The sequence below is a fragment of the Haladaptatus salinisoli genome, from assembly GCF_020614375.1.
Taxonomy (GTDB): domain Archaea; phylum Halobacteriota; class Halobacteria; order Halobacteriales; family Haladaptataceae; genus Haladaptatus; species Haladaptatus salinisoli.
Genome location: NZ_CP085329.1, coordinates 1 through 23357 on the forward strand (window position 1 = coordinate 1; position 23357 = coordinate 23357).

17 protein-coding genes are annotated in these 23357 nt (G+C 62.9%); 10 read left to right on the forward strand and 7 right to left on the reverse strand.

Annotated elements, in window-relative coordinates:
- The first annotated feature begins 326 nt into the window (after nt 1-326).
- The 4 genes from LIX00_RS18110 (at nt 327) to LIX00_RS18125 (ending at nt 4620) form a co-directional block, all read left to right on the forward strand.
- Complete coding sequence (locus LIX00_RS18110) at nt 327-1196, forward strand: ParA family protein (RefSeq protein ID WP_227356407.1); 870 nt, start codon at nt 327-329, stop codon at nt 1194-1196.
- Nucleotides 1193-1657, forward strand: a complete 465-nt coding sequence (locus LIX00_RS18115; protein WP_227356408.1) for a DUF7970 domain-containing protein — start codon at nt 1193-1195, stop codon at nt 1655-1657. Before LIX00_RS18110 ends, LIX00_RS18115 begins: the two co-directional genes overlap by 4 nt.
- Before the next feature lie 256 nt (nt 1658-1913).
- A complete protein-coding gene (gene rdfA / locus LIX00_RS18120) occupies nt 1914-2543 on the forward strand; it encodes a rod-determining factor RdfA (protein ID WP_227356409.1) in 630 nt (209 codons plus the stop codon).
- A gap of 112 nt (nt 2544-2655) precedes the next feature.
- Entirely contained in the window at nt 2656-4620 is a 1965-nt protein-coding gene (locus LIX00_RS18125) for an archaea-specific SMC-related protein (RefSeq protein ID WP_227356410.1), read from the forward strand.
- A gap of 150 nt (nt 4621-4770) precedes the next feature.
- Here the strand turns inward: LIX00_RS18125 and LIX00_RS18130 are convergent, their stop codons facing one another.
- The 5 genes from LIX00_RS18130 to LIX00_RS18150 form a co-directional block, all read right to left on the reverse strand.
- Nucleotides 4771-5556 (reverse strand): inositol monophosphatase family protein, encoded by a 786-nt coding sequence (locus LIX00_RS18130; protein ID WP_227356411.1) that lies wholly within the window; start codon nt 5554-5556, stop codon nt 4771-4773.
- 84 nt (nt 5557-5640) lie between these two features.
- On the reverse strand, nt 5641-6819 hold the full coding sequence (locus LIX00_RS18135; protein WP_227356412.1) for an ABC transporter ATP-binding protein: 1179 nt from the start codon (nt 6817-6819) through the stop codon (nt 5641-5643).
- A gap of 11 nt (nt 6820-6830) precedes the next feature.
- Nucleotides 6831-7664, reverse strand: coding sequence for a carbohydrate ABC transporter permease (locus LIX00_RS18140; RefSeq protein WP_227356413.1), 834 nt, complete (start codon nt 7662-7664; stop codon nt 6831-6833).
- Nucleotides 7661-8587, reverse strand: a complete 927-nt coding sequence (locus LIX00_RS18145) for a carbohydrate ABC transporter permease (RefSeq protein WP_227356414.1) — start codon at nt 8585-8587, stop codon at nt 7661-7663. The genes LIX00_RS18140 and LIX00_RS18145 overlap by 4 nt, the downstream gene beginning before the upstream one ends.
- A 1-nt stretch (nt 8588) precedes the next feature.
- A complete protein-coding gene (locus LIX00_RS18150; RefSeq protein ID WP_227356415.1) occupies nt 8589-9980 on the reverse strand; it encodes an ABC transporter substrate-binding protein in 1392 nt (463 codons plus the stop codon).
- Nucleotides 9981-10172: 192 nt separating this feature from the next.
- Between LIX00_RS18150 and LIX00_RS18155 the strand changes: the two genes are divergently transcribed.
- The 3 genes from LIX00_RS18155 to LIX00_RS18165 all read left to right on the forward strand — a co-directional run bounded on the left by LIX00_RS18155 (nt 10173) and on the right by LIX00_RS18165 (nt 15381).
- Nucleotides 10173-11144 carry a D-2-hydroxyacid dehydrogenase gene (locus LIX00_RS18155; RefSeq protein WP_227356416.1) on the forward strand — a complete coding sequence of 324 codons (972 nt, stop codon included), beginning with the start codon at nt 10173-10175 and terminating at the stop codon, nt 11142-11144.
- 206 nt (nt 11145-11350) lie between these two features.
- The gene (locus LIX00_RS18160; RefSeq protein WP_227356417.1) at nt 11351-12133 is read left to right on the forward strand and encodes an IclR family transcriptional regulator; all 783 of its coding nucleotides are present in this window, start codon (nt 11351-11353) and stop codon (nt 12131-12133) included.
- 917 nt (nt 12134-13050) lie between these two features.
- Nucleotides 13051-15381 (forward strand): glycoside hydrolase family 3 N-terminal domain-containing protein, encoded by a 2331-nt coding sequence (locus LIX00_RS18165; protein ID WP_438267105.1) that lies wholly within the window; start codon nt 13051-13053, stop codon nt 15379-15381.
- Between the two features lie 74 nt (nt 15382-15455).
- Here the strand turns inward: LIX00_RS18165 and LIX00_RS18170 are convergent, their stop codons facing one another.
- The gene (locus tag LIX00_RS18170) at nt 15456-16337 is read right to left on the reverse strand and encodes a fumarylacetoacetate hydrolase family protein (RefSeq protein ID WP_227356419.1); all 882 of its coding nucleotides are present in this window, start codon (nt 16335-16337) and stop codon (nt 15456-15458) included.
- Between the two features lie 45 nt (nt 16338-16382).
- Complete coding sequence (lacZ, locus tag LIX00_RS18175) at nt 16383-19505, reverse strand: beta-galactosidase, LacZ type (RefSeq protein WP_227356420.1); 3123 nt, start codon at nt 19503-19505, stop codon at nt 16383-16385.
- A 274-nt stretch (nt 19506-19779) separates the two neighbouring features.
- Between lacZ and LIX00_RS18180 the strand changes: the two genes are divergently transcribed.
- From LIX00_RS18180 to LIX00_RS18190, 3 genes are all read left to right on the forward strand, one after another.
- Nucleotides 19780-21360 (forward strand): ABC transporter substrate-binding protein, encoded by a 1581-nt coding sequence (locus LIX00_RS18180; RefSeq protein WP_227356421.1) that lies wholly within the window; start codon nt 19780-19782, stop codon nt 21358-21360.
- A gap of 118 nt (nt 21361-21478) precedes the next feature.
- Nucleotides 21479-22408, forward strand: coding sequence for a carbohydrate ABC transporter permease (locus LIX00_RS18185; RefSeq protein ID WP_227356422.1), 930 nt, complete (start codon nt 21479-21481; stop codon nt 22406-22408).
- A gap of 1 nt (nt 22409) precedes the next feature.
- The gene (locus LIX00_RS18190; protein WP_227356423.1) at nt 22410-23297 is read left to right on the forward strand and encodes a carbohydrate ABC transporter permease; all 888 of its coding nucleotides are present in this window, start codon (nt 22410-22412) and stop codon (nt 23295-23297) included.
- The last annotated feature ends 60 nt before the right edge of the window (nt 23298-23357 follow it).

Genomic DNA, 23357 nt, shown 5'->3' on the forward strand with positions numbered 1-23357 from the left:
GTCACATCCTCCTGTCAAAAACACCGTCCAGTCACACCGAACAGTATGGCTGATGAGGGCCGAGCGGAGCGCTCGGTCAAGTGGCACGCCGGTTCGCTTCAGCCGAGCAGTTGTCGCTGCGATGCCCCCACCGTAACTCGGAGTTGTCGTCCGGTAAGCCCCAACTTTGAGGAACGAGCGATATTGCCGCACCGCCATCTTGGAACCTCGCCTTCACCGCCGTCGAGCCATACCATCTAGTATTACTAGCCAGTATGGTTACACAGTATTACTGGCCAGACCGTCTGACGAGTATTTTTATACATGCTGTTCCATGTACCCCGTACATGATTTCGTACACGATCTGGTCGGAGGCTGGGGGCGTCGGAAAGACGACGCTCTCGGTGAACCTCGCGGCGGCGCACGCTCGCCGCGGTCAAAAAGTGCTCGTAATCGATATGGATCCGCAGAACGGTGGACTCACGCACCACTTCGGAGTCGAGGGCCACCGTGACGACCCCGAAATCGATAATCTGGTTCGGCACATGGTCGAACGACCGAAGGGCGACTTCGCCGACCTCATCGTCGAAGTCGAGACGAACCTCGACCTCGTTCCCGGGCATAACATGCTGGAGTCGCTCGAACGTAATCTAACGCGCGCGGCGCAGATGGAAGAGGACATGCACGACGCGAACTACCGCTGGCCGAAAGAAAAGCAGCTCCGGCGCGTTCTGGCCGACGCGGACATTCCGGCGAGCTACGACGTCCTGATAATCGACCCGCCCGCGACGGTCGGCCAGCACATCTACAACTCGATTTACGCCACGTCGAATCTCCTGATCCCGGCCGAACTTTCGGCGAAGGGGTCACAGAGCGTCGATGGTCTCCGCGACGTGGTTACGAACATCGAATCCACGCTCGGCGATATCGAAGTCGGCGTTCTCGGCGTCATTCCGAACAAAGTGGCGAACACGAACGTTCAGCGGGACTACCGCGAGAAACTGGACGAACAGGACCTTCCCATCGCGCCGGTCTCCATCAGGGAACGCGGTTCGATGCTCGGAGACGCGTGGGACAGCCAGGTTAGTATCTTCGAACTCGCCGAGAACGACGCGTATCGCGACCTCCGTGACTACGAGGAAGAAACGTTGGCGAAACTCGACCAGCTTGCAGCGTTCATCAGCGAGCAGTTCGACCAGCCGGAGGTTACGGCATGAAATCCGGCGCTTCGGACCCGTTCGCGGACGACGCGTCCGACCAATCGGGCGCCGACGAATCGGCCGAGTCCTCCGCCAGCGAGACACCTTCCGGTACGCCGACCGCCGACGAGTCTCACGCCGACGCAGCGAAGCCGACCGAGAAAGACACGCAGGACGGTAGCCTAACCGAGCAGTCTGACGAATCAGTAACACGGGACAGTAATACTCATCAGATTAGCCGAGCCGACTTACCGCTCACGCTTCGTCGCGATAACGTCAAGGACGAACGCGAAAACGTCCATCAACTGTTCGTCCAAGACGATACGGACAACCGCGCGAAGGACGCGGAACGGGACTTGGAGTCGATGATCGGCGAGGATGTGTACCGCCTCGACGCTCGCGAAGCGATCTACCTCGCGGGGATGCGAAATCTGAACGACGCGGCGACCATCCTCCGCGAGTGGGGGTACGACCTGTAATCGCCTCTCGGTCGTCTCGTACTCTCATCCCCCTGCTACGGTCGAAAGCGTACTACTGGGCGTCAAAGTGAACGCATGGACGAACGAGGCGGCGCTGTGCACTCGTTGTACACTCCATGTCGCTATACGAAGCTGAAGCTTCGCCGGCGACCGTCGCTCGGGAACGGTTCTGACCCGCCTCGCGCATCGACGGAAGGGAAAGCAACTTGTCCCTCCAACCGATAAAAAACGGTAACGGAAGCACGGTCGAGATATCATGAGCGACAATCGCAGTTCGAGAAAGACGAGCAAAGTCCAACGAGTGATCGACGAGTACGGCCTCGCGGGTCTCGGTGACCGACTCGAAGCGCATTGGCTGGGAGACGACGACGAACAGTACAGCCTCCGCCAACTCGCCGATCTCTTCAATCAGGAAGTGTTGCGCGCGGCGTTGACGAACGCGGGAGTGTCGACGCTCGACGGAGAAATCGAAAACACGCACCGTTTGCTGACGAGCGACGATGTCAGCAGCGGGGTTCGAACCGAGACGGAGAACGCGCTCAAGCGGGACGGAATCGACATCGAACGACTCAAGCAGGACTTCGTCTCTCATCAGGCCGTTCACACGTATCTCACGAAGTATCGGAGCGTGAGCTACCAATCGCAGGCCGACGAGCCGGCGGCGCAGCTCGAGAAAGGCGCCAGCACGATTCAGCGACTGCGCAATCGCACGGCGGCGGTAACGGAGACGACGCTCGACAATCTCCGAAACACCGACCGAATCACGCTCGGCGATTTCGAGTTGTTCGTCGACCTTCGCGTCGTCTGCAATACGTGCGGCCAGTCGTACGCCGTCGACGAACTCCTTCGAGAGGGCGGCTGTGACTGCGCCGCCGAAACCGATTGAGAAAAGTCCGGCCGTCCCTTCGGAGTCCCGCGCTCGGATTACATACCTAATACTGTAACTCCTCGACGCCGAATATTGACCTTTTATATCTGTGGAACGGTAAGAAGTCGGTATGGAACTAGCGTCGGAGAAGCTCGCTCAGGCTGAATTGGATGTCCGCAACATCGGCGGGATCGACGAAACCAACATCACGCTCACTCCGGGCGTGACCGTCCTTACCGGACGGAACGCGACGAATCGAACGTCGTTGCTCCAAGCCGTCATGGCGGCGCTCGGGAGTAACCAGTCGTCGCTCAAAGGTGACGCGGACGAAGGGAAGGTCGAACTGACCGTCGGCGACGAGACGTACACGCGAACGCTGACGCGACAGGACGGGACGGTCGTAACGAGCGGCGATCCGTATCTCGACGACCCCGAGCTCGCGGACCTCTTCGCGTTCCTCCTGGAATCGAACGAGGCTCGCCGCGCGGTCGCGCGCGGCGACGACCTGCGCGAACTCATCATGCGTCCCGTGGACACGGACGCGATTCAGGCCGAGATCGAACGGGCGAAAGCCGAAAAGCACCAACTCGACGAGGAGCTCGACGAGCTCGAATCGCTCAAACAGCGTCTTCCCGATCTCGAGGAGGAACGAACGCGCTTAGAGAAGGAGATAGAGGAGAAACAGTCCGAACTCCGGGCGAAGGAGGCCGAACTGGAAGCCGCCGACGCCGACATCGGCGAGACGCACGCGGAAAAAGCCGAACTCGAGGAGAAACTCGAAGAGCTCCGCGACACTCGGTCGCGTCTCGAAGACGTTCGGTTCGACATCGAAACCGAGGAAGACAGCATCGACGCGCTGGAGACCGAAGTTTCGACGCTCGAAGAAGAGCAAGCCGAACGCTCCGACACTCCGGAAGGGGAGGCCGAACGGCTCGCGGATCAAATCCAGCAGCTGCGCGACCAGAAACAACGGCTCGACTCGACGATGACCGAACTCCAGACGGTCATCCAGTTCAACGAAGAGATGCTGGAGGGGACGAGTCCCGAGGTGGTGAGCGCACTCCGGTCGAGCGACGAAGCCGCGTCGGACTCGACCGAATCCATCACCGACCAACTCGTGGCCGACGCGGAGACGGTGGTCTGCTGGACGTGCGGAACGGAGGTCGAAAAACAGGAAATCGAAGCGACGGTCGAACAGCTCCGCGAGTTCCGAAAAGAACAGCTCGCCGAGCGAAACACGATAGATTCGGAGATCTCCGATCTGAAGGACGAGAAGCAGGAACTCGAGGCGACGCGACGCCAGCGCGAGCAGGCGGAACAGCGACTTCGCCAACTCGAATCGGAACTCGACGAGCGCGAGACCCGCCTCGAAGAACTCCGCGAGACGAGAACCGAACTCACCGACGAAATCGAACAGCTCGAAGGGGAGGTCGAGGAACTCGAGCAAGAAGAGTACAGCGACGTGCTGGACATCCACAAGGAAGCGAACCAGCTCGAGTTCGAACTCGGACGGCTCGAAGACGACCTCGACGACGTCGAGGCGGAGCTCACCACCATCGAGTCTCGACTCGACGAAAAGGAGCAGCGCGAAGCGCGACGGGAGGAGATTCAGGAGGAGCTGGCGGACCTCCGCACCCGCATCGAACAGATCGAAGCGCAAGCGGTCGAACAGTTCAACGAGCACATGGCGACCGTTCTCGACTTGCTCGACTACGAGAATCTCGAACGCATCTGGATCGACCGCACCGAACGAGACGTTCGGGAGGGGCGGCGGAAAGTCACGAAGAGCGTCTTCAACCTGCACGTCGTCCGAAGCACGGAGTCGGGAACGACATACGAGGACACCATCGACCACCTTAGCGAGAGCGAGCGGGAGGTCACCGGCCTCGTGTTCGCGCTCGCGGGCTACCTCGTCCACGAAGTCTACGACCGGGTCCCGTTCATCCTGTTGGACTCGCTCGAAGCGATAGACTCCGACCGCATCGCGCAGATCGTCGAGTACTTCAGCGAATACGCCGGCTACCTCGTCGCCGCGCTCCTCCCGGAGGACGCCGCGGCTCTCGACGACGAGCACGAGCGAGTGACCGAAATCTGAGGCCGTCTCCGAGGTTCGAAGGCGGTGCTCGGAACCGTACTTTTATGTGCCGCCGACGCCGTGATGTACGGTACTTAGTGGCACGACGACCGTCAGAGCGGGGACTCGTCGCAGAGCGAAACCGAACGCGCGGAGCAGAGCCGAACTCGTCTACCGGACGGCTCGCGCGACGCGGCCGACGACCTCGTCGTGGCGCGTCCCGTTCGACGCGACGATACCCTCGCAGCCGGGTTCCCACGGCGACCCCTCCACGTCCGTTACCGTCCCGCCGGCCCGCTCGACCAAGTGGACCCCCGCGATAGTATCCCACGGGTTCGGATTCGGTTGCGTCGAAACCGCGGCGTCGAGCGTGCCGCAGGCGACCATTCCAAGCGTCACCTGCGCGCAGCCGAAGCGGCGCAGGTCTCCGAACCGCAGTATCAGCTCCCGGAGAAGCTCGCCGAACTCCCGGTCGCGTTCGGAACCGTACCGAAGGACGGGGGCGACGATGAACTGGTCTAAGTCGGTTCGTCCGCTCACCGATATCCGCTCCCCGTTCAGCGTCGCGTCGTCGGAGTCCGCGGCGTACGTATCGCCGAGCGCCGGAGCCACGGTCGCCGCCGCGACGGTCTCGTCGTCGCGGACGGCCGCGACGGTCGTCGTCCACAGTTGCGCCCCGCGGACGAAGTTCGTCGTCCCGTCGATGGGGTCGATGACCCACGCGTTCCCGTCCTCGGGAACCGACTTTAGTTCGTCCTCCTCCTCGCCGACGATCGTCGCGTCGGGATAGTCGTCGCGGATGCGTTCGATGACGCGTCGTTGCGTCTCGGTGTCCGCTCTGGTGACGAAGTCCATCTTCGAACTCTTGGTTTCGACGTCCAACTCGGTACGAAAGAGGCGCTGCGCGACTTCGGCCCCCTCGACCGCGGCTCGAAACGCGGTGTCGTATCGTGTCATGGCGATCGGTTCGTTTCGAACGATTCGGCCCCGCGCGTGTTAGTCTTTACCGTCGGGATCGCCGAAAGCGGTCGCGGGCGACGGTCAGACGATTCGAGCGCCGCCCTCCTCGAACAGCCACGCCTCCTCGGTTCGAACGTCGATGCGAACGCGGTCGATTTCCCTCGATATCTCTCCCTGCGGGGTGACCGCCGACAGCGGAGTTCCGTTCGCCGACAGGTGGACCGCGTCCCTGTCGCCGAGCGGTTCGATAACGTCGACGTCGGCCGCGAAGTCGCCGCGCTCGCTTCCGAGGTCCAGATACTCCGGTCGGATGCCGTAGATGACGGTGTCCCCGACGCGGTCTTCGACCCGCGCAGCCTGCTCTTCGGTCGCAGAAATCGTACAGAATTCGGAGACGAACGCGAGACCCGAGGACGTGCGTTCGACCGTGCACTCTATCAGATTCGGCGACGGCGAACCGATGAAGTCCGCGACGAAGAGGTTGTCCGGGTCGTTGTAGATGTCGTACGGACTCCCGATCTGCTGGACGTGACCGTCGTTCATCACCACGATCTTGTCCCCGAGCGTCATCGCCTCCTCCTGGTCGTGCGTGACGAATATCATCGCCGTGTTCAGCTCCCGTTGAATCTTCTTGACCTCGACGCGCATGTGGTCGCGGAGGTTCGCGTCGAGGGCGGAGAACGGTTCGTCGAGCAGGAACGCCGCCGGCTCCATCACCATGGCGCGCCCGAGCGAGACGCGCTGCTGTTGTCCCCCGGAGAGCGCCGCCGGCTTGCGGTCGAGCATCTCGGCGATGCCGAGCGTCTCGGCCACCTCCTCGACGCGTCGATTCTTCTCCGCTTTCGAGAGGTCGGTGTTCATGTCGAGGCCGAAGCGGATGTTCTTGCGGACGCTCATGTGCGGAAAGAGCGCGATGCTCTGGAAGACGAACGCGAGGTTCCGGTCTTTCGATTTCAGGCCCGTTATGTCCTCGCCGTCGACGAGGATGCTCCCTTCGTCGGGGTCCTCCAACCCGGCGATGCACCGTAGCGTCGTCGTCTTGCCGCACCCCGATGGGCCGACCAGCACGACGAACTCGCCCTCGTCGATTTCGATGTTCACGTCGTCGCAGGCGACGATCGCGCCGTCGTCGAACGTCTTGCGGAGGTCGTCGATGCGGATGTGCTTTCCCGCTTCGCTCGCACCCGCGCGGTCTCGTTCGGTACTCGATTCTACCGGCCGGGTTCGTCCGGTCGAACTGTTGCCGTCTGTTTGGTTCATTGTATCTCGGCTCATACGGTGAATGCGTTCTCCAGGTAGTTCCGGGCCACGAGGTAGATGACCGTCGGCGGGGTGCCGATGAGGAGCGTCTCGGCCATCAGCTTCCCCCAGTAGACGCGCTCGCCGGAGCCGCCGCCGATGGTACCGTACAGCACCGGCACCGCCGGAACCGGCCCCGTGCCGGTGGTGAGCAGGTTGGCGAACAGGAAGTCGTTCCACCCCGTGAGGAAAGCGAGGAAGCCGACGGCGACGATGCCCGGCGCGGCCAGCGGGAGGATGACCCGCAGGAACGCCGAGAACTGCGTGCAGCCGTACACCTGGGCGGCCTCCTCGATGTCCGCCGGGAGCTTCGAGAAGAAGTCCCGAAGGATCCAGATGGCGAACGGGGTGACGAACACCTGATACGCCAGAATCATCCCGGGGATGGTGTTGTACAGCCCGAGGTCGTTCCACAGGTCCATGATGGGGATGACCAGCAAGATATACGGGAACATCATCGCCGAGACGATGGCGTAGAACCCCGCCGTCTTCCCGTAGAACTCCTTGCGGGCGAACGCGTACGCGCCGGGGATGGTGATGGCCAGCGCCAACAGCGCGGTGCCGGCGCCGATGAGGAAGCTGTTCACGAGATTGTCTTTGAGTTCGGCGAAGCCGCTCGTCCACGCCTCCAGCGTGGGTTCGTGCGGAACGACGTGCGGTGCGCCGAAGAACTCGGTCGGCGGCATGAACGACACCGACACGATGAACAGCAGGGGGATGAGGTTCAGTAGCACGAGGAACGCGACGATGCCGTAGGTGGTCGCCTTCAGCGTCACTCCCGCCGCGTCGTACTCCTGTAAACTCATGCTCCGGCCTCCTCGCTCGCGCGTTCGAACTCGCGGATGAACACGAACACGAAGCCGATGGTCAGGAGGAGCAGGATGACGCCGACCGCGTAGGAGACGCCCATCCGACCCTGCCCGTAGGCGAACCGGTAGAGCAACACCGCCAGGACGGAGGTTTCGTAGCCCGGGCCGCCGTTCGTGAGCTGTAGCACCTGCGAAATTTTGGTCATGTTCCAGATGAGCCTGATGCTCACCGCGACCAGGATGGCGCTTTTCAGCTGAGGGAGCGTCACTCGGAGGAAGGTCTGGACGCGGTTCGCGCCGTACATTCTGGCGCTCTCGTACATCTCCTCGGGGATGCTCTCAAGATTGGCGGAGATGATGAGGAACATGAACGGCCAGAACGTCCACGTCGTCACGAACACGACGACTCCGAGCGCCGTGTCGCCGTGACTGCCCCAGTAGATGGTCTCCTCCAGGACGTTCCACTTGGTGAGGTAGCCGAAGATGGGGCCGAGGTCGGGTTCGAGCAAGTACGCCCAGATGGTTCCTGTCACCAGCGGCGGCACCGTGTACGAGATGAGGAACATCCCGGTGACGAAACTCTTCCCTCGCCGGAGTTCGCGCACGGCGAGCGCCGCCGCGATGGCGACGACGAGCTGAAACAGCGTGGTGAGGGTGAACAACAGGGTCGCCTTCAGCGACGTGTAGAACGGTTCCCACCCGAACAGGAACTCGTAGTTCGCCAGCCCGACCCACGTCGGTTCGCCGCCGAACGGCCAGTTGTTGAAGCTCATGTAGATTCCCTGCACGAACGGAATCCACATCAACAGGACGAGGAAGACGAGCACCGGGAGTATCAGGAGATAGGAGAACCAGTTCTCCGAGAGCGTCTCCCGATACCGCGCGGTTCGCTCCCCGCTCAGGATGTTCTGCGTGGACATCTCAGAGCTGTATTTGGTTCCGGAGCTGTTTCGCCGACCGGGTGCAGGCCTCCTCGGCGGTTATCTTCCCGCGAACGGCCTCCTGAAACAGCGGTCCGGCGATGTTGTACTGGATGGCGTTCATGCTCGGATGGCTCGCCCACCCGTGCTCCATCCCCTCGACGGTCGTCTCCAGCGTGGAGATGAAGTTGCTGTTCCCGAGCGCCTTGTCGTTCTTCAAACTGCCCCAGACGTCCTTCCTGACGGGGAGCGTCGCGAGCGACCGCGGCACCTCCTTTTGGAACTCCTTCGAGAGGAGCTTGTTTATCCACTTGATGGCGGTGTCCTCGTGCTTCTTCCAGACGTTCGCTTTAACGCCGTCGGGTTTCCGCATGAGCGCGATGCATTGGGTGAAGAACTCGCCGCGGTTTCCGGCCTTGCCCTTCCAGGACGGTCCGAAGACGATGGTTCCGTCCTTGAGCATCTTCTCGGCGCGACTCCGGAACAGGCCGAAGTCCTTCGTGCTCCCCTGGTACATGCTCACCGACCCGTCGATGAGCATCTGGGCGACCCCCTCGTTGGACGCCGTCGGAGCCTTGTCCGACGAGAGGCCGTGTTTTCGGTAGATGTCGACGTACCGCTTGGTCGCTTTCTTCCACACGTCGTTATCGTACGTGACGTCCGACCAGTCCTTGTCGAGGTACATGCCGTCGTAACCCCCCTCGGAGGCCGTCCACGTCACGAGCGCCTCGTCGGTCACGTCGCCCTGCGCGCCGTAAATCTGGAAGCCGTGGTCGCCCGGCCCCTTCTCCTGGAGCCGTTTCGCGACTCGAAGGAGGTCCTGGTAATTCTTCGGCGGGAAGTCGTCCTCGATGGAGAGACCGGCCTTCTCGAAGTGGTCGGCGCGCGCGATGAACGGCGCGCCGACCTCCATTCCGACGGGGATCTCGTATAGCTTCGCGTCGAATCCGCGATAGCAGCTCTGGGCCTTGTCGAACGCCCATTTGACGTTCTTCAGCGCGTCGTCGCTGAGCCGATCCTTGTACTCGTCGACCGGCTTCACCCAGCCCGGTTCGATGAACTGTCCGTTGAGCGAGTTCGTCGAATCGTAGATGACCGGACGGTTTCCGTTCTGGATGTTGTTCTTCCACTTACCGCCGTTGATGTCGTCCCAACTGGACCAGTTCATCTTCATCTGGACGTCGTGGTTCTTCTCGAACTCCTTGACCGACGACTCCATCAACGTCTTGGCGACTTCCGACTGCGAGTGGAAGTACTCCCAGTACTCGAAGCTGTCTCCGCCTCCGCCGGAGCCGTTTCCACCCGTTATGTTGCTGATGCAGCCGGATAGGCCCGTAACTCCACCGATACCTGCGGCTTTGATAAACTGCCGTCTTCGTGTCTCGCCCGGCATACTGTGACACACGCGAACATAGGTATATAAATCTTTGGCGGGCGGCGTTCAGCTAATCGAACTCGTCGGATAATCACCCGCGAAGAACGGTTGACACGTAGCCCGCTAGGGGAAACACTAATAACGCGCCTTCGGAATTTTAAACTGTGCCGCGGGAAGAGCGTTGCTCACGCCCGTCGGCGGACCCAAACCATGACCGATGAAACACCGGATATCCTCGTACTGCGAAGCGACACGCACGGACTGCCGGCGGACGCGTACGCCGACCTGCTCGCCGACCGACTGCCGAACCACCGCGTCCGGCTCGCCCGGACGCCCGCGGAGGAGCGGGAACTCATCCGAGGTGCGCGCGTCGTCTCCGGCGTCGATATCGACGAGAGCCTCCTGGAACGCGCGGAGAACCTCCGGCTGTTCGCGGGCGTGGCGGCGGGCTACGACCACCTGCCCTTAGAGACGCTGGCGGAGATGGACGTCGCGGTGACCAACGCGTCGGGAATCCACGCGCCGAACATCGCGGAGCAGGTGCTCGGATACGTGTTGACCTTCTCGCGCCGACTTCGGGAGGGGTGGGAGCGCGAGAAGCGCCGCGAGTGGCGGCACTATCAGGCGGGCGAGTTGAAGGGCAGCACCGTCACCGTCGTCGGCCTGGGTGCCATCGGCGAGGCCGTCGTCGAGCGGTTGGGCGGGTTCGACGTCCACACGGTCGGCGTCCGATACACGCCGGAGAAGGGCGGCCCGACCGACGAGGTCATCGGATTCGAACGGGAGGCGTTCCATGAGGCCCTCTCGCGGACGGACTACCTCGTCGTCGCCGCGCCGCTGACCGACGCGACGCGAAAGCTCGTCTCGGACGAGGAGTTCCGGACGCTGCCGCCGAACGCGACGGTCATCAACGTCGGCCGCGGGAAGATAATCGACTCCGACGCGCTGCTGTCGGCGATTCAGAAGAACCAGATCGACGGTGCCGCGCTCGACGTGACCGACCCCGAACCGCTCCCGGCCGACCACCCGCTCTGGCGGTTCGAAAACGTCGCCATCACTCCGCACAACGCCGGCCACAGCCCGAAACACTGGGACAGGCTGGCGGACATCGTCGCGGGCAACGTCGAACTGCTCGCCGAGACGGGTACCGTCGACGAACTGGAGAACGTCGTTCAGTCCTGACGCCCCCTTCGGTCTCGTTCGTGGGCGAAGGTTCGGAGTCCCGCGCTCGACGGTTCGGCGGCGACTCGGTGACGACTTGGACGTCTCGACTTCCCGCGGAGCTTCCGAAACGCTTCGTCTCGCGAAGGGTCGGTCAAGATTATTGAACGACCGGAATCGCCGGCGGAAGGCGCACATTTAAAACAACGAGGGCTGTCGGTACGAACATGAGCGACGATTCGTCCGAAGCAGGCGCAGGAAACACGCTCGGGTCGATCGAGAAGGCGTTCACCATTCTCGAACAGCTCAAGACGGTGGAGCGAGCGGGTCTTTCGGAGCTGTCGAACCAGTTGGATATTCCGAAGAGCACGGTTCACATCTACCTCCAGACGCTACGGAAGAGCGGTTTCATCGTGCGCGACGGCGACGAGTACACCCTCAGCTTCCGCTTCCTCGAATACGGCGGGAGCTTCCGCAACCAGTCGAAACTCTACCAGGCCGCGCGGTTGGAGGTGGACAAACTCGCGCTGGACACCGGCGAGGTCGCGAACCTCGGCGTGGAGGAGAACGGACTGCGGGTGTTGATCTACAAGTCGGAAGGTCCGGAAGCCATCCACGACAATGCCCCCATCGGCGAGTACACGAACATGCACTGGACGGCGCTCGGAAAAGCGATGTTGGCCCACTTTCCGAGGGCGCGCGTGGAGTCCATCGTCGAGACGCACGGGTTGCCGCGAGCGAACGAGTACACGATAACGGACGCCGACGAACTGTTCGCCGAACTGGAGCGCGTTCGAGAGCGGGGATACTCCGTCGAGGACCAGGACCGAAGGCAGGGCGTCCTCACTATCGGTGCGCCGATCATGAACCGGAGCACGGACGAAGTCATCAGCGCGGTTTCGGTTTCGGGGCCGAAGAGCCGCGTGGACGAGTCGAAGCGAATCGACGACCTCGTCGCAGCCGTCAAGAAGGCGGCGAACGTCATCGAACTTCGCTACTCCCACTACTAGCTGCGATACGTTCGTTTTCCGACACTTGGATGCAACGGAAGGGAGACGTGTTCGACACTCTTGAACAAAGTTCTATACGCCGGAACGTGTAGCGCTCTCGCGAGAGGCATTACATAACTAACGGTGTAATCTTAGTTCCGATACGTTCCCCTTCGTATGACCGTATGAAATCGCCTCCGGCGCCGTATTTCGCTCCCGTAGACGGTGGACGAACGCTGTTGGAGCAGCGTGAACGGACGTCACCGAGGCCGTCGGACGGAGGGTGCGGGTCGCTCACCGGTCGCTCCGTTCAACGTTCTTGAATACACCTTCTCGCCCGTCGTCGCTCCGGGTACGAGCCGTTTCCGTCGAACGAAACTGACGGCACATGGGTCAATACGTCCGGTAGTGACGGTCGCACCGGTATTGGACGACCACCGGAACGACCGCGGGACTGTGACGGTTGCCGACTGGGAACGCCGGCCGGCAGGACCGTTCTCAATTTGAAAACGAGAGGCGGTTGTCCGTGGCTCGTAGGACGAACCGTTCCTCTCCGGTAGCTCGGAACGAGCGACGCCGATTCGGCTAAACCATTACAACGATACGGTTGTAAAGGTTATCGCTCGGTGGTTCCGAACGACGCTCGCGGATGGTTCGGTCGGGATACCGGTCCCTTGTTGTTCCCTATCACGGAACCGGTCGACCGGTCGTTTCGACGACCGTTCTGCCGAACCGTCCTAACTTCGGCTTCCGGTTGCGGCCGATATTTTCGGCGATTCTCGCGGTCACCGCTCGACCGAACGCTCGGGAGCGGTTCTGAAAAAGGGAACGATTTCCACGAAACGCCCGTCCTGGACGAGCGCGCGAAGGAGGTATCGATGTGAGACGGGTTACCATCGTCCGAATCCTTAAGAGACGGGGTTGCGAGAACTCGAGTGATGCAAGTCGGATCAGACCGCGGAGGCGATCGAACCTCCGCAGAATGGCGCGTAGAAGCGCTTCTCGATCGGATGACCCTGGATGAGAAGGCCGCGCAGTTGGGGTCGGTGAACGCCGAAAAACTGCTCGACGACGACGGAAACGTGGATCGGGAGGCGGCGGAACGGCACCTCGAAAACGGTATCGGGCACTTGACCCGAATCGGCGGCGAGGGGAGTCTCTCCCCGCGCGACGCCGCGGCACGGACGAACGAACTCCAGGCGTTCCTTCAGGACGAGACGCGACTCGGCATTCCCGCGATCCCGCACGAGGAATGTCTGAGCGGATACATGGGCCCCGAGGGGACGACGTTCCCTCAGACGATGGGACTCGCCTGCACGTGGTCGCCGGGGCTCGTCGAGGAGGTCACGTCCACGATCCGAAGTCAACTGGAAGCGATCGGCACTGCTCACGCGCTCTCCCCCGTTCTGGACGTCGCCCGCGATCTTCGGTGGGGCCGCGTCGAGGAGACGTTCGGCGAGGATCCGTACCTGGTCGCGACGATGGCCTGCAGCTACGTGAACGGTTTGCAGGGCGCTGGAGACGGCGTCTCGGCGACGCTCAAACATTTCGCCGGGCACGGTGCTGGCGAGGGCGGGAAGAACCGCAGTTCGGTCAACGTCGGTCGGCGGGAGCTCCGCGAAACCCACCTGTTCCCCTTTGAGGCCGCCGTCCGGACGGCCCACGCCGAGTCCGTGATGAACGCATATCACGACATCGACGGCATCCCGTGCGCGAGCGACGAGTGGCTGTTGACGGACGTGCTCCGCGACGAGTGGGGGTTCGACGGCACGGTGGTCTCCGACTACTACAGCGTCGAGTTCCTCCGGAGCGAACACGGCGTCGCAGCGTCGAAGCGTGAAGCCGGCGTAACAGCTGTCGAGGCTGGCATCGACGTCGAACTCCCCTACACGGACTGCTACGGCGAACACCTCGTGGACGCAGTCGAGGAGGGCGAACTGGCCGAGAAGACGCTCGATGCGGCGGTTCGCCGCGTCCTCCGCGCTAAAGTTCGGAAAGGGTTGTTCGACGACGCGACCGTCGACGTCGACGCCGCCGACGGCCCGTTTAACACCGCCGAGGCGGATGAACTCACCGCGCGCGCGGCCCGTGAATCGATGACCCTCCTGAAGAACGAGGACGACCTCCTACCCTTGAGTGGCGAGGAGACGGCGTCCGTCGCGATCGTCGGGCCGAAGGCCGACGACGCGCAGGAGCTCATGGGCGACTACGCCTACGCCGCCCACTACCCCGAAGAGGAGGTCGAACTCGACGCGACGACGCCGCTCGACGCCGTCCGAGCGCGCGGCGAATCGGCCGGATTCGAAGTCGTCCACGAGCCGGGGTGCACGACGACCGGTCCCTCGACCGAAGGTTTCGAGGCGGCCGAATCGGCTGCCGCCGACGCCGACGTCGCCGTCGCGTTCGTCGGCGCGCGTTCTGCCGTCGATTTCACCGATTTCGACGAGGAGAAGGTCGACCGCCCGAGCGTGCCCACCAGTGGTGAGGGCTGCGACGTGGTCGACCTGGATCTCCCCGGCGTCCAACAGGAGCTCGTCGAGCGCGTCCGCGCGACGGGGACGCCGCTGATCGTCGTCGTCGTGAGCGGGAAGCCACATTCCATCGAGTGGATCGCGGAGAAAGTGCCAGCGGTTCTCCACGCGTGGCTTCCCGGAGAACGTGGCGGCGAGGGTATCGCGGCCGTGTTGTTCGGCGAACACAACCCCGGCGGTCGCCTCGCCGTCTCTATCCCGCGGTCGGTCGGCCAACTGCCGGTTCACTACGACCGGAAACCGAACACCGCGAACGAGGAGTACGTCTACGCGGGGAGCGAGCCGCTCTACCCGTTCGGTCACGGGTTGAGCTACACCGATTTCGAGTACGGCGACCTCTCACTGTCGACCGATGCGCTCGCTCCGGCCGGGAGCATCACCGCCGAAATCACGGTTCGGAACGCGGGCGACCGCGGCGGACACGAGGTCGCCCAACTGTACGTCAGCGCGGAGAATCCGAGCCAAGCCCGGCCGGTGCAGGAACTGGTCGGGTTCGAACGCGTGTACCTTGACGCCGGCGAATCGAAGCGCGTCTGTTTCACCGTCGACGCCTCGCAGTTGGCGTTCCACGACCGCGACATGAACCTCGCCGTCGAGGCGGGTCCCTACGAGTTCCGCATCGGCCGGTCGGCGAGCGATATCGTTGCGGCGGCGGCGTTCGAGGTGACCGCGACAAAGGACGTGCCGGCGACCGGCCGAACGTACTTCACGGAGACGCGAGTCGAGGACGGCGAATAGCCACCCTTCGGAGACGGTTCTCGTTTCGCGTGGATCGCCGTCGAAAGAACTGACCTGCTCGCGGAATCGGGGATTCAGACGGTCACCGTCTTGTTCACCAGGCGTCCGATGTGGTCGATGTCGATGGTGACCTTGTCGCCTTCGAGGAGGGTGAACGTCTCCGGAGGGACGAGCGCGGTACCGGTGAGCAGAATCAGCGTCTCGGGCAGGTTGTTGTGGCGGCGGAGGTAGGAGACGAGTTCCTCGCAGGAAGTCGCCATCTCGCCCGTCGAGGTCGACCCCTCGTAAACCATCTCGCCGTCGCGCTCTATCGACAGCGACATCTGAAGGTCGTGGGGATCGCGGATGGTCTCCGGAGTGGCGATGCAAGGACCGATGGAGCAGCAGCGGTCGTACACCTTGGCCTGCGGGAGGTAGAGCGGATTCTCTCCCTCGATATCCCGGCTGGAAACGTCGTTGCCGATGGTGTAACCGACGACGTCGCCGCGGTGGAGGACGACGCCCAGTTCCGGTTCAGGAACGTTCCAACTGGAATCGCCGCGTACGCCGATTTCCTCCAGCGGACCGACCGTCCGCGACGGCGTCGCCTTCAGGAACAGTTCCGGACGTTCCCGCTCGTAGACGTCGATGTACACCTCCGGCTTTCCGCTTTCGGCCTCGCGGGCCTCCTCGCTGATGCGGTAGGTGACGCCGGCCGCCCATACCTCGTCCGCGATGACCGGCTGGAGGACGTTCTCGTCGAGGACGCTCCGATCGATGCGGTCGGAGTCGTCGAGACGTTTGCGGGCGATAGCGTCGATGGACTCGTCGTTCGCGTTCGCGGCGCGTGCCAGCGCCCGGAACGAGCCGAGGTCGGGCGAGGCGGAGGTCAAATCATACGCGGTTTCGTCGTCAGCTACCGCGATGAGCGAATCCGTGGCTGCACGCTCTCCGCCGTGGAGTCGGTAATAGCGCATACATGGTGATGAGCGGACGGTGTTAAAAGAGTATCGCCACGGTAGTTACCGCGAGACGGGACGGAATTCGATTCCGAATTCGAACGCCTCGGGGTGAACGCGGTACCGTTCTAGCGTCGGCGGACCGCAGCTCCCCGAGCCGAGTCCGCAGTGAGTGTGATTTAGCGACACCGCGATCTCGTCGCGTCGGGGGAGTTCGTGTACGTGTTCGGCGTCGTCCAGCTCCTCGATCGCGTAGCGATGGGCGCTGACGTCGAACGACGAGTCGCCCGAGACGTGGACGCCGAGACCCTGTGCATCGGCGAACGTCACCCACCGGACGTCGGTTCGGTTACCGTTCTCCTGCGGTCTAACGTACGGCGTGTGGAGTTCGTCCACGGTCTTCTCGTACCGCCCGACGAGCGCCGATTCCTTGCTATCGACGTACGACTCGCCCGGGCCGCGACCGTACCAAGCGACCCGATCGAAGTCGTCGCGGAGCGTTAAATCGAGGCCGACGCGTGGGAGCGACGGCAGCGCGGACAGGTGCTCCGGTTCGAGTCGTGTATCAATTTCGACGACGCCGGTGTCGCGTATCGTGTACCGTTGCTCCGCGGCGAAGCCGTGGTCGAATATCGGCGGAGCGAGGCGTCCCTCGACCGAGATTTCCACGCTCCCGTCGCGGTTCGTCTTGTGCGTGACGGCGTCGGTTCGAAACCGGAGTTCGTCGAGGCCGTGTTCCCGCCAGAGCTGTTCGAACCCGACGCTCCTGACGTCCGCCTCCTCGGGCGGCTTCCCGTTCTCGTACAGCTCCGTCAGCCGGGAGAGGAGCTGTCGGGAGGGGGGTAATCCGATGTCGTTGTCCGTCGGTGCCCGCCAGAGTCCGATCCGCGGCCCCTCGACCAGCAGGTCTCGTCCCTGGTACGCCAGCGAGTCGACGACCCCGTCCGTCGCGTCGAACACCAGTTCGAAGTGTGCGTTCGACACGACGATCTCGTCGTCAGTCGCCTCGCAATCGAGCGGAGCCGAAATACCCGTCGACGGCGTCGCCGATTCGCCGCTGCCGGGTAGTTCGAACTGTCCGGTCGCCACGGTGTGCTCCGCCGGAGCCCACCGCGTCCGCGTGGCGAGCGACGCCTCGATCGTGAGCAGATACTCCGCGTCGCGCTCGAACTCGTCGAACTCGAACGGCACCGACACGGATCCGCTCTCGCCAGCACCGACGTTCGGCAGGTCGAGCGCGCCGCTCCGCACCACTCGCCCGTCGGCTTCGACGCGCCATGCCGCCCGGAGATGATCGAGCGACCGAAAATCGTAGCGGTTCTCGACGGTCAGGACGCAGCGTTCGAGGTCTTGGGCCGAGAACGCGACGGGCTCGATGACCTTCTTGTACTCGGTCAAACCAGGCGAAGGTTCGCGGTCGGGGAAGACGAGACCGTTGATGTTGAAGTTCCCGTCGTTGGGCTCGTCGTCGAAGTCGCCGCCGTAGGCGAACCACTCTTCACCGTCGTCGGTCGTCCGCCGGAGGCCTTGGTCGATCCAATCCCAGACGAACCCGCCCTGCAGACGGTCGTACTCGTAAAACAGATCCCAGTATTCGCGGAGGTTTCCGGGTCCGTTACCCATCGCGTGCGCGTACTCGCAGGCGATGACGGGATGTTCCGGATCGCTTTCGGTCGCCCACGCTTCGAGTTGCTCGAGGGAAGGGTACATCGGCCCGACGATGTCGGAGACTCGCTGCTCGACGTCCGGTTCGTAGTGGATCGGTCGAGTCGGATCACGCTTCCGCGTCGCCTCGGCCATCGCCTCGTGGTTTACGCCGAAGTCCGACTCGTTGCCCAACGACCAGATGACTACGCTCGGATGGTTCTTGTCCCGCTCGACCATCCGAATCATCCGGTCAACGTAGGCGTCCTCCCAGGTGCGGTCGTCGCTAACGTGCCGAACGTCGTCGGCGTACTCCATCCCGTGGCACTCGATATCGGTCTCGTCGAGCACGTACAGTCCGTACTCGTCGCAGAGGTCGTAGAAGCGCGCGTCGTTCGGGTAGTGCGCCGTCCGAACCGCGTTGATGTTGTGGCGCTTCATCAGCTCGACGTCCTCGCGCATCGTCTCGAAGGAAACCGCACGGCCGCGGTCGGGGTGGAAGTCGTGGCGGTTCACTCCCCGAATCGTCACCGCCTCGCCGTTGATCAGAAGCCGACCGTCCGCGACCTCGACCTCGCGGAATCCCACCGTCTCCGGGACGACTTCCGTCACGCTCCCGTCCGCGTTCCGAAGCGTGAGTAACAGTGTGTAGCAGGCGGGCGTCTCCGCGGTCCACTTGTCGGGCCGTTCGACCGCCGTCTCGGCGGTGATCGTCTTCGTTTCCCCGGACCCGACGCTGGCGGTGCCGTCGAGTTCGGCCACGGTCGCTCCCGACTCGTCGAGCAGCGTTATCTCGACGAAGGCGGTCTCCGCGTCGCTTCCGGCGTTCAACACGTCGACGGCCACGCCGAGCCGACCGTCCGCATACTCGTCGTCCAACTCCGCTCGAACGTCGACGTCGGCGACGTGCACCTCGGGCAGGGCGTAAGCGTACACGTCACGGAAGATACCGCTGAGCCACCACATGTCCTGATCCTCGATGTAGCTGCCGTTAGTCCACTTGTACACGCGCAACGAGACCGCGTTCTCGCCCGGCTCGACGTAGTCGCTGACGTCGAACTCCGAGGGCAGCCTGGCACCCTCGCTGTAACCGACCCGCTCGCCGTTGACCCAGAGGTGAAACGCAGAGTCGACGCCTTCGAACCGCAGCCGAATTCGACGCCCGTCCCACTCCTCGCTGACGTGGAACGTTCGGCGGTACGACGCCGTGGGGTTCTCCGTCGGGACGTTGGGTGGGTCCGCCGGAAAGGGGTAGACGACGTTGGTGTAGTGCGGAGTGCCGTAGCCGCCCGCCTGCCAGCTCAGCGGTACTTCGATGCCGTCCCACTCGTCGGCGTCGAACGACGGCTCGTGAAATCGATCGGGCGCGTCGCTCGGCGTCGACGCCAGGTGGAACGCCCACTCGCCGTTTAGCGGCGTCACCCACGGCGATGCGCTCCGGATGCCGGTTCGTGCCGTCTTCGAATCGGGATACGGCAACACGTCCGCGTGCGGTGAGAGTCGGTTGCGACCGATGATCCGCGGATCTATCCAATCGTCCATGATGCGTCCAGATTCGCCCGCCGGTGATTATTCTTCCGGACGGATACCGGAGATCGCGCCGGCGATCAGGCGTCCAGCGGACGGCGCTTCGGAGAGTCCGCATCTCGATTCGAGCCTGTCCGTGACCGGTTCGCCGACCGAGTGATCCGTCGCGAAGGTCGGGCGCGTTCTGACGTCCGGATGTCGACCGTGGTGGGGCGAGATTCACACCCGACAACGGTATTGCGATATATTCCCCGGTAATTATATAATGCTCCTTTGCGACAATTGCGATATGTCGTCGAGAGATGACGGTATCGAGGATTCCGAGACGGAATCCGTCGAGGGTACGACCGATCGGACGGAAGAATATTCGCGCCGGGAGTTCGTGGAAACGGCCGCCACCATGTGCGGAGTCGCCGCATCGGCGAGTCTGGCAGGGTGTCAGGGTCTCGGCGGTGACGGCGGCACCGACGGTAACGGCGAAGGGGACTTCCTGTGGTGGACGATGCGAGGCTACATCCCCGCGGAGACGAAGGCCATCAAAAAGGCGGCCAAAGGCTACGAAGACGCCGCCGACCGGAAGGTCAACGTGACCACCAACGTCGTCGTCTGGGATCAGGTGTTCCAGGAGTGGAGCGCCTCCATCGAGGGACGTTCGATGCCGAACGTCTCCGAGATGGCGTGCGAGCACGCGGTCGATTTCGGCAACCGAGGCGCGGCCCGCCCCAACTCCGAACTGTTCAACAAGTACGACGACTGGTACGACACGATTGCGTCGTGGGGCAAATTCGACGGCGAGTTCTGGGGGCTCCCGTGGTTCATGGAGCTTCGCACCAGTCACGTCAACATGAATCTCCTCGAGAAAGCCGGCGTGTCGAAACCGCCGGAGACGTGGGCGGAGCTCATCGAGACCGGAAAGGTCGTCTCCAGAAACACCGACGCTTCCGGGTTCACCACGGCCGGCGCACAGGACTTCGTGACCGGCCAGAACGTGACCGCGTTCGCCCACCAGTCCAACGCGTCGATGTACGACTACTCCGACGGGAAGTTCACGGTCGAAATCGACAGTCCGGGATCGCTGTTCGCCCACCTCTGGACGCTGAGCCTGCGCGAAAAGTGGAACGTCGCCCCCGGCGGTTGGGGCGGCATCGACACGACCGCCGCCGAGGAGCTGTACCGAAAGGAGCGGACGGCGATCGCACACAACCCGACGGATCTGGCCCGGAGCCTCATCGATCCGCAGGACGGCGTCTCCGACGGTAACAAGAAGCTGGCCGAGGCCACGGAGCTGACCCCGATGCCGGCCGGCCCGAACGGAAAGCGACAGTCCTTCATGGGCGGAAGCTGCTTGACGACGTTCAAAAAGAACGTCACCCGCCACAACGTCGAAGATAAGCTATCGCTCGGCTTCATGGACTACATGACGCAGCCGGACACGCTGAACAAGTACTTCCCGGTCTCCGCGCCGAACTTTCTGCCGGTTCGGCGCGGGCAAGAGGAGATGGAGCTGTTCACCGACAACCCGACCAAGATTCCCGACTCCTGGCTCAAGGCCCGCCTGAAACAGGCCCCGAACGCCGTTCGGTACGGCATTACCGGTGCCGGACGCGCCGCCCCGTTCATGGGCTCGTTGGAGGGAAGCACGTCGGGCTACTCGACCGCCATATCGGGGATGATCGGATCTAACAAGGATCCTAAAACGGCGCTCCGCAGCATGGCCAACAAGGCCCGCTCGACGATCAACGACGCCGACTACATCGACTACGAGTTGAAAAAGAAAACCGAGGGGCCCTCGCTGGACGACGCCCCGGACGCCGTCCAGCCGTGGATTCGGGGCGACGGCGTGCCGAAGATACACAACCCGTACGCGTAACGACAGGGTCCGCCGCGCTCGCCGGAACGCCGCCTTCGGTAGCGGCGGCTTTTCGGCGATAGGTGCGGCCGAGATGCACATAAATTAAAGTACCTGTGCCCCACTCTCACGATAGAGCATGTCAAAGGCTACCTCGTCGATCGGTGGCATTACCGTTCCGAATGAGTACCAGTACTGGCTCTCGAAGGAGAGCCTCTGGGGATGGCTGTTCCTGTTGCCGTCGCTCGCTGCACTCGCGCTCATCAGCGTCGTCCCGATTCTGCGGGGAATCGCGTTGAGCTTCTACGAGTACGGCGGCCTACGAGAGGACGTCTTCGTCGGATTCGACAACTACGTCGAGGTCTTCGGACTGCCCGACTTCTGGGTGGTCATGAAGAACACGCTCGTTTGGTCGTTCGCCGCCGTGGTTCTGATGGCGGCGGTCGGACTGGCGTTCGCCGTCCTCCTCAATCGCGAGTTCAGGGGCCGCTCCGTCGCCACCACGCTCCTGTTGCTCCCGTGGACGATTCCGTTTATCGCGGTCTCGCTGAACTGGAAGCTGCTGTTCAATTACGAACTGGGGATGTTCAACGGTCTCCTCGAAGTTCTCGGGTTCGGAAACGGAATCGAGTGGCTGGGTCGGTCGCGGTACGCGCTGTTTTCCGTGACGCTGGCGTACGTCTGGCGCAACTTCCCCTTTTTCATGATCACCTTTCTCGCGGCGATGAAGGGTGTTCCGCAGGACCTCTACGAGGCGGCTCGGGTCGACGGTTCGACCCGACTGGATCTGTTCCGACACATCACGCTACCGTTCCTCCAGCCCATCGGCGTCGTGACGACGCTGCTGATGAGCCTGTGGACGCTGAACCACTTCACGCTCGTCTTCGTGATGACGAGCGGCGGCCCCGGAAACTCGTCGATGGTGTTGCCGGTGTACGTCTACCGGCAGGCGTTCATCCAGAACGATTTCGGTATCGCTGCCGCGATAGCGGTCGTGATGTTGGTCATCATGCTGGCGTACGGAATGGTGTACCTGCGGTTCTACCAAGAGGAAGTCGGAGGGAAGTAATATGGCGAGTAAAACGCGAGACACGATCGAACCGTTCGGCGTCGAAGTATCCCCGAAAACCGCAGAGTGGGCCAAGAAAGTCGGCTTCCACGCGCTTTTGTGGTCGTCGATCTTCGTGGTGCTGTTGCCGGTCTTCTGGATGGTCGTCGTATCGCTGAACCAGGTCGCGTTCGACACGTTCATCCGCAATCCTGGCGCTTGGCTGGAGGGCGTCAGTTTCGACGCTTACCGCCGGATGCTGTACCAGACGAACTTCCTCATCTGGTTCCGCAACAGTGTCATCGTCACGGTCGCGTCGACCGCACTGAGTATCCTCATCTGTACGTTCGGAGCCTACAGCATCGGCCGACTCGATTTCAAGGGTCGCAAGGCGGTGGCGACCTTCCTCCTCCTCACGCAGATGTTCCCCCTCATCCTGGTGGCGGTGCCGCTGTTTCTCATCTTCCGAAGCATCGGCCTGTTCAACAGCCTCCTCGGGCTCACCATCGCGTACGTCGCGTTCGTGCTGCCGTTCTCGATCTGGATGCTGCGGGGTTTCTACGAGAACCTCCCCGAGTCCCTGGAGGAGGCGGCGATGATCGACGGCAGTACCCGCATCGGCGCGGTCGTGCGGGTCATCGTCCCGCTGTCGGCCCCTGCCATCGCGACGACCGCCATCTTCGCGTGGATCTTCGCGTGGAACGAGTTCGTGATGGCGCTCATTCTCATCAACGACGACGGGAAGATGACGCTTCCCCCCGGACTTGGAACGTGGGTCGGCCAGTACACCCTCCAGTGGGATCTGTTGATGGCCGGCGCACTGGGCGCGACGCTCCCGCTGTTCGTCATCCTCTTTTTCCTCCAGAAGTACATCATCAACGGTCTGGCGGAGGGCGCGGTCAAGACCTGACCCTGACTCGCTGCCCGTCGCCGCCACGCGTCGTCGCCCTCGACGACGTTCGCGGGACGC